The sequence below is a fragment of the Candidatus Paracaedimonas acanthamoebae genome, assembly GCA_017307065.1.
Classification (GTDB): Bacteria; Pseudomonadota; Alphaproteobacteria; order Caedimonadales; family Caedimonadaceae; genus Paracaedimonas; species Paracaedimonas acanthamoebae_A.
Genome location: JAFKGL010000038.1, coordinates 1 through 9,419 on the forward strand (window position 1 = coordinate 1; position 9,419 = coordinate 9,419).

The window sequence follows — 9,419 nt, forward strand, 5'->3', positions numbered from 1 at the left end:
AGAGCATTAATCCATTTAATACGGCTTTCATCGTAGCCAACACTTGCTCCGACAAAGAGATCAGGCTTTAGCTTGTAATCAATTCCAATCAAAGAGCCTGCCATCTTATTGCGATATCCCATATCAATCCCACTGGCTTTTTGGTGAGAAATATTCCCAAACCCTTGGATCCAGATCCCACCTTTAGGCCCCATCATCAGAGCATTATCTTGCATATGTTGTTGCATATTGAGGGACATCGAAGGGCTACGAACTTGTTGATCTTCGGGTCTAATATGACCAAACGCTTGGCGAAGTTGAGTGAGAAGAGCCGTTGATCTTTGACTCTTCACGGTTGTGAAAGCGGCAGCTGCTGTAGCGGGTGAAGAGACCATATCTCTCAAGTAATGCATTCTGAAGCCATTAATCTCGTTTACCAATGTTGCTGTCTCTTCCGTCAGCAAAAGTTCATCAGGTGAAATCTCTTCGAAGATATCCGTAATTCCATAGGCTTCAGGTTGAGAATTGAAGATGGAAATAACATTGCTTAAATCGGGATCTGTAATCGGATGCGGGAGATTATCAAAATAATGAGCCGAGGATATAGGATTTGTATTGTCGCTGACAGAACGAACAATTTCTTCAAAGAGAACAAGCCGATCAAAATTTAAAAAGACTTTGTTTGGATCTGTTTCATAATCAGCTGTCCATAAATATCGTACATGCGAGCTTTGAATAGCACCAAATTGACCATTCACAACATTATCAGAACTTAAGATTTCAAAAGGAGGATGATTTTCATAAGCAGTACTATCTCCCGGCGTTACATTGACAGCCAAAATACTATTGTTAAGGTGAGCAGTCCCTTTAACATCGAGTTTATTTGAAATACTAGGGTTTACAGTAATCTGAGTAAATCCTTGAGAAGAAGGAAGATAATCACCTTTTATTATAAATGTTCCTATGGGATCACTAGGAGCGACAGTTCCAGCATTCGTGACCGTTTGAACAGAGCCTGTTCCGGTGAGTATAGCCCCTGAACTGACAGTAATATTGCTTGTGATATCTCCATTAACAGCCAAAGTTCCTTCTTGAACAAAAGTTTGGCCTTCATAATCACTATTGGAATACGTGAGCGTAAGATCAGAAAATCCTGTTTTATAAAAACCACCATTTCCAGAGATTTTTGTATTAATGGTCGTTGGAGAATCGATTTGTAAAGTTGCCAATCCATTTGCAAAAAGAATAGAGTTATCACCGATGAGCGTTAAAGGAACTTGTATATTTAAAGTTGTTTGATCATAAAGCGTGATCGGTCCTGTTCCAAGAGCTGTTGAAGAGGTTGCTCGGAGCCCTCCCCCTTGAAGTTCAAGCCCTCCACTAAAAGAGTTATTACCTCCTAAAGTTAAGACCTTGGAACCTTGTTTAATAATCTTTCCTCCATTTCCTTGAATCGTGCCATTAAAAATCGAGTCATTTACCGGAATAAGAGTTAATGTATTCCCTTCCAGATTAATGATTGTATTGGCTTCTCCATTTAGATTATTCAATGTCTGAGAACCTACAGCCATGTCAAAAGTAGATCCTGCATCTACAAGGGTGAGAGATTTATTTGAACTTCCAAAAAGATTTGCTATGCCGGCTTTAAGGGACGTCCCTCCTTGAACTTCGGTTCCTCCAGCATGAGAGGCAATTCCGTTCATTGTTAAGATATTTCCACCTTTAATAATAAGTTTGGTGACAGTATTCAGTGCCTGGGAGATCGCTCCTCCGAGGATGTTTGCAAAACCTGCTGTATTGATGGTCGCTGTATTACCAGTCACAGCGATTGCATTCGGAATAGTTGCAGAAGCCCCAAATTGTAAAGTTGTATTATCAGCCATTGTGACTATCCCCGTACCTAAAGCTCCTGATTTATTAACAGTCACTGTTTTATTGGCACTGATGCTCGTCCCACCTGAATAAGTGTTTGCAACATCTCCAACTGTTCCCAAACTGAGATTATCAACAATGTTCAGGCCACCTTGTCCGGAAAGAACATCACTCAATGTTGCTGTAAATCCTGCTGGATTAATCGTGGTTTCTCCATTCAAAGCAAATGGGTTTGCTAAGGTTAAGTTTTCACCCCACTTGAGAGTAGTACTTCCAGTCATTGTGATAGTTCCTGTCCCAAAGGCAGAACTATTTCCGACTTGAACTGTTCCTGCAGAAATAGTGGTTCCTCCTGTATACGTGTTTGAACCAGAAACAACCCATGTTCCTACGCCTTGCTTCACAACTTTTCCGCCATTCCCTTGGATTACACCTTTGAAAGTTGAATCATTTGCTGTGCCGAAAGTTAAAGTATTACTTCCAAGATTAATAAGGGTACCAGCGTCTCCATTCAGATTACCCAAGACTTGTGAGCCGGCAGTCACATTAAAGGTAGACCCTGCACCAATAAGGGCAAGAGACTTATTTGTTCCTCCAAAAAGATTAGCGATCCCTGCTTCAAGAGTTGTGCTTCCTTGAACTTCTGTTCCTCCAGCATGAGAAGCCACTCCATTCATTGTTAAGATATTACCACCTTTAATGATCAGATTGGTGATGGTATTCAGAGCTTGAGAGATCGCTCCATCCAAAGTACTTGCAAAACCTGCTGTATTGATGGTGGCTGTATTACCAGTCACAGTGATTGCATTCGGAATAGTTGCAGAAGCCCCAAATTGTAAAGTTGTATTATCAGCCATTGTGACTGTCCCCGTACCTAAAGCTCCTGATTTATTAACAGTCACTGTTTTATTGGAACTGATGTTCGTCCCACCTGAATACGTATTTGGAACTTCCCCAATTGTTCCCAAACTGAGATTATCGACTATATTTATTCCACCTGCACCAGAAAGAACACCTGTAAGAGAAGCAGAAAATCCTGCTGGATTGAGAGTTGTTGTTCCATTGAAAGTGAATGGATTGACTAATGTTGCCGCAGCTCCCCACTTAAGAGTGGTTCCATCCGCCATCGTGACAGAACCTGATCCTAAAGCTCCTGATTTATTAACAGTCACTGTTTTATTTGCAGCAAGAGTAGTACCGCCTGAATAGGTATTGGCTGATCCCCCAGGAGTTCCTAAACTGAGATTATCGACAATATTCAAACCACCTTGTCCGGAAAGAATACCACTGAAAGTTGCAGAGAAAGTTGATGGATTAACCGTTGTTGCTCCATTGAAAGTGAATTCATTTTCTAAGGTTGAAGATGATCCCCATGCAAATGTTGTATTATCTGCCATCGTGACAGAACCTGAACCAAGTGCGCCTGATTTATAGATTGTGATAGTTTTACCTGCAGCAAGGGTTGTTCCTCCTGAATAAGTGTTTGCTACCCCTCCAATTGTTCCTAAACTGAGATTATCAACAATGTTCAGGCCACCTTGTCCGGAAAGAACACCACTCAATGTTGCTGTAAATCCTGCTGGATTAATCGTTGTTGTGCCGTTGAAAATAAATGGGTTTGCTAAGGTTAAGTTTGCGCCCCACTTGAGAGTCGTACTTCCAGCCATTGTGACAGTGCCTGTCCCAAAAGCTGAGCTATTCCCTACTTGAACTGTTCCCGCAGAAACAGTGGTTCCTCCTGTATACGTGTTTGCACCAGAAACAACCCATGTGCCTGCGCCTTGCTTCACAACTTTTCCGCCACTCCCTTGAATCACACCTTTGAAAGTTGAATCATTTGCTGTGCCGAAAGTTAAAGTATTGCTTCCAAGATTAATAATCGTACCAGCGTCTCCATTTAGATCACCCAAGACTTGAGATCCCACAGTCATATCAAAAGCAGATCCTGAATCTACAAGAGAAAGAGACTTATTTGTTCCTCCAAAAAGATTGGCTATGCCTGCTTTAAGAGTTGTGCCTCCTTGAACTTCTGTCCCTCCGGTATGAGAAATAATTCCCTTCATTGTTAATATATTGCCACCTTTGACAATGAGTTTGGTGAGAGTCGTACCAACTTGAGAGATGATTCCAGTGAGCGTACTTGCAAACCCTGCTGTATTAAGTGTGGCTGTATTACCAGTCACAGTGATTGCATTCGAAATAGTTGCAGAAGCCCCAAATTGTAATGTCGTATTATCCGACATTGAAACAGTGCCTGTGCCAAGGGCACTTGATTTATAGACCGTGACAGTTTTATTAGCTGCAAGAGTAGTTCCTCCTGAGTAAGTGTTTGCTACCCCTCCAGTTGTTCCTAAATTGAGATTATCAATAATATTCAGACTACCTTGCCCTGAAAGAATACCACTTAATGTTGCAGAAAATCCTGATGAATTAATCGTGGTTTCTCCATTCAAAGCAAATGGATTTGCTAAGGTCGCAGCTGACCCCCAGGCAAGTGTTGAGCCTCCAGCCATTGTGACAGTACCCGTTCCGAGTGCATTTGATTTATAGACCGTGACAGTTTTATTAGCTGCAAGAGTGGTTCCACCCGAATAGGTATTGGCGGCTCCTCCAACTACTCCTAAACTGAGATTATCGACTATATTCAGGCCACCATTCCCAGAAAGAATTCCACTGAGCGCTCCACTAAATCCTGCTGAATTAATCGCCGACGTCCCATTCAAAGCAAATGGATTTGCTAAGGTTGCATTTGTCCCCCATAAAAGTGTTGCTCCATTCACCATTGTGGACGTTCCTATGCCAAGCGCACCTGATTTATAGACAGAGACAGTTTTACCTGTGGCAAGAGTGGTTCCTCCTGAATAAGTATTGGCAGCTTCACCAACTGTTCCTAAACTGAGATTATCAACAATATTCAAGCCACCGTTCCCAGAAAGAATTCCACTGAGCGTTCCACTAAATCCTGCTGAATTAATTGCTGCCACCTCATTCAAAGTAAATGGATTTGCTATGGTTGCATTTGCTCCCCACTTGAGAGTCGTACTTCCAGCCATTGTGACAGTGCCTGTGCCGAGGGCACTTGATTTATAGACAGTGACAGTTTTATTAGCTGCAAGAGTAGTTCCTCCTGAGTAAGTGTTTGCTACCCCTCCAGTTGTTCCTAAATTGAGATTATCAATAATATTCAGACTACCTTGACCTGAAAGAACACCACTTAATGTTGCAGAAAATCCTGATGAATTAATCGCTGCCGTCCCATTCAAAGTAAATGGATTTGCTATGGTTGCATTTGCTCCCCATGCAAGCGCTGTTCCATTCTCCATTGAGACAGTTCCTGTACCAAGAGCAGAACTATTTCCTACTTGAATTGTTCCCGCAGAAATAGCCGTTCCACCTGAATAAGTATTTAAGCCGGAAACACTCCATGTGCCCGTCCCCTGTTTGATGATTTTACCTATATTTCCATTATCTTGAATCACGCCTGCAAAACTTGAATTATTTTCAGTTCCCAAGGTTAAAGTATTGTTTCCAAGTTTAACAATCGTTCCAGCTTCTCCATTCAGATTGCCTAAGACTTGGGAACCTGACGTTATATCAAAAGTAGAGCCCGCATCCATGAGAGAGAGAGATTTGTTCAAACCTCCAAAAAGATTTGAGATCCCAGCGAAGAGAGTTGTTCCTCCTTGAACTTCTGTTCCTCCTTCGTGAGAGGTCACAGCATTCATTGTTAGGATATTTCCACCTTTAACGATCAATTTGGTGATCGTGGTTCCAACTTGAGAGATGATTCCAGTGAGCGTACTTGCGAACCCACCCGTATTAATTGTGGCTGTGGTTCCATTCAGAGTAATTGAATTCGGAATTGTTGCAGCTGCTCCAAATTGTAATGTCGTATTATCAGCCATTGTGACGATTCCTGTCCCAAGAGCTCCCGATTTATAGATCGTGACAGTTTTACCTGCTGCAAGAGTCGTTCCACCAGAATAAGTATTTGGAGTTTCTCCAACTGTTCCTAATCCTAAAGATAAATTATCGGAAATGATAAGGTTGCCTGATCCTGAAATAACTCCACCTAATGTTCCATTAAATCCTGATGTATTTGTCGTCACTGTACCACTTAAAATAAAATTATTATCAAAATTTGCATCCGCTCCCCATCGAAGTGAAGATCCATTATTCATAGTAACTGAGCTAGTCCCAAAGACATTTGATTTATAAGTAGTAACCGTTTTTCCAGCAGCAAGAGTCGTTAGCCCTTGATAAGTGTTTGCAGCATCTCCAACTGTTCCTAGACTTAGATTGTCGATGATATTTAAGATTCCTCCATTTCCAGAAATGATCCCAGTCAAAGCTGCTTGAGCAAATCCAGCAGTATTTAATCCTATGTTTCCATTTAACGTGATGTTATTAACTAACGTTGCACCTATCCCCCAATTTAGAGTTATAGTCCCCTGCATATTGATAGGACCACTGGAAAAGGCACCACTATTATAAAATGTTACTTGATGAGTACCCGTAAAGTTGGTTCCTCCAGAATAAAGGTTTGCTCCTCCAGAAGTAGATCCAAGACCAATATTTAAATTACCAAGAAATGAAAGACCTCCTGGTCCAGAAATTGTGGCTGGTAATGTAATTTGATTCGAATCAGTTCCTGTTATCTTGCCTCCTCCTAGATTAAGAGTAATGGGGCGGTTTATTGTCATTGGTAAAGAATTAATAAGTGCAAGAAATCCCGCCGTATCGTTACTGCCTGTATTAGACCCAAAGGTCAGAGCGCTATTAGCTGCTCCTAAGTTGCTATCACTACTAACAGCTAGAATTCCTCTTTTGATAGTTAATCCACCACTAAATGTATTAGTGCCAGAGAAAATTTGCGTCCCTCCAGGACTATCAATGACCACAGCAACTTTTCCTGAACCATCTTGAATTACACCTGAAAATGTAATGTCAGAAGATTCCGTATCGCTCTCTGAATCAGACATTATAGTGAGAACTGACGAAGAACTAGAACTATAATTGCTACTTGTAACGATACCCGACCCTGTTAATCTTTTCACTGTTTGGCTATAAAGGTTTAAATCGAAAATTCCACTAGATCCTATATTAAGATCTCCATTCTTAGGAAAAGCAGGATCAACAGCAGAGGGAGGTGTTGGAAGAGCATTCGTCGTTCCTGCTTGCAAAGTCCCTTCGGTAAGAAAAGTTCCGCCTTTATAAGTTGTATTACTAACAATTGAAAGGACGCCTAATCCTTTTTTGGTGAGGCTACCATTTCCAGATATTTCCCCAGGACCTGCTAATGTATTAATAGCAACATCAAATATTCCACCACCAGAATTAAGAGTTATAGGATGATATATCCCTATATTAGAAAAAGTTGGAGAATTTGGATTGTGGATTTGCAGGGTACCCGCAGTATCAGTCGCACTATTACCTGTATTTGTGCCTAACGTAAGAGTCGGATTTGTTGCAAGAGGAACATTCCCATCGCTTGCCGAAATTGAGACCACTCCATTTTCTATAGACATATTTCCTTCATAGAGCGACGTTAACCGAAGAATACCCAAACCTTGCTTGATAAATGAACCAGCAGCTGTAACCGCTTTCGTAATGGATGTTGGAATTTTAAAAGTAATTCCGTCATCAACCTGAACGGATCCCCCTCCCGTATCCACCGTAACTTGAGTAGGTGCAAGAGAAGTCGTGTAATTCGTATGCGCTTGAAGAGTCCCCCCATTAAAGCCGAGCTTATTTGTAATCGATAGTTGTCCACCGCTTAAGGAAAGAATTCCGTTTGTATTCAAATTGACTTGATCTGCAACGAGGCGATTTAAACCATCAGGTACAGATAATGTATCCTGTAATGTAAGCTTGGCTGTAAGGGTTAATAAACCAGTACCCTCAATTGAAACCCCATTATTGTCTGTGGCTGAGACCCTTAATTGTCGATTGATTGGATTAGGAACATTATTAATGGTTAAATTAGAATCAAGGACCAAATCTTGATTCAATGGTAAATTCTGAAGAATACTTATGCCTGATTGAACCCAGGCATCGGGGGAGAAAAAGATTTGAACACCTTTTGTAACATCTTCATCTAAAGCGTATATCTGGCCAGATTTTTCATTTAAAGCTAACCCTACAGGCCTATTTAACGCATTGCTATTACTTTGACTTACTAAGACATATTTAGCTTCATCGGTACTATATTTATAACATTGGATGTTTTTATTAAATTGATCGGCAACCCACAATAATCCATATGCACCACTCATATTAAGAGTTATTGCAGCTGATGGTAGTTCTATATTATCGGTAGGTAGATAAAAAGTATTTTGTCCTATCACTTTAACCTGACCTTGATCACGTAAAGCTGCATACAAATATCCATAAGAAGAATTATAAGCTAAACCTGTTGCGATCTCCCCAGGAGCTAAAGATATTGGCGTCCCTTCACTGGGTAGAATCGTTGAAGTTCCGACATTTAAAATTCTTATTTGTGGATTTGTGGTTGTTATATAAATATTACTAGTTGTGCCATCAGCATTTTTACCTATAGCTATGCTTGTGGGTAAAGTATATGTCGTAGAGTAAGGAAATACCCCTGTTGCTCCATTTGAAAGAAGATGATCGGCTATTTTATAATCATTTATTCCATTTTGAGTTCTCATCATCAGCATATTGGGACTTCCATCCGCTCTTTTACTTGTTGCTATTGCTGATATTTTAGAAGCATTTAATACGGTGGTGTTAGAATCATTAAAAAAAATATTTTGATTAATTCCTGTAGAATTAAAAGAATAAACTCGCCCCTGAGTTGTTAATAATATATTGAGAAGATTAGAAGTTGAAATAGTGTCTGCAACAAAAACTTTTCCACTAACAGGATCCACCGCTATTCCTGAGGGTTGTTGAAAAGCATTGCCTGTAGCAAAGCTATGGATATAAATCGGCGATGTTGAGCCAACACTATTCTTAAAACATAATATTATAAGATAAATTATAAATTTTTTAAGTGAGATTTTTTTTATAAAAGTCTTCATTTTTTCCCCATTCATGAGCAAATAATTTTTCTTATATTTTTTTCAAAATTACGATGATCTGATTAATATTTAATTAAAATTGTAGGAATATTTATTTTTTTAATTTCTAGTTTTATAGGTAGAATTATGAAAAAAAATTATAAATATTTAGATAAAAAATACGGACAAACAAATAATCATAATAAATCGGAAAATGGGGGAAGAAGAATCGGTTATTTATAGGGGGGGAGAAAGGGGTAACCGATTCTTCTTTTGTTCCTTGGGTATCTTTTGAAATAACCTTGGAATATCTTTACCTTATAAAATACTTTTGAAGATGACTATTTCTAATTTGATATAGGAGGTTTGCATAGATGAATACCTCACCTATTATAGTCCATCTTTTTAAATTTTATAGATTTTTTCTTTTTTAAATCAAATAGTAAATCTATCAACTATTGATATGTCAGATAAAGTCTTTATATTAATAGAACTAATAGACAATAGTGAAAGTGGAGGCACTATGGATCTCGCACATTTAAAAAC

General features: G+C 39.6%; 1 protein-coding gene. It reads right to left on the bottom strand.

What is annotated here, in order from left to right:
* Positions 1–8,894, bottom strand: an 8,894-nt coding sequence (locus J0H12_07430; protein ID MBN9413730.1) for an autotransporter-associated beta strand repeat-containing protein, incomplete at its 3' end; no start/stop codon positions are given.
* Positions 8,895–9,419 lie beyond the last annotated feature (525 nt).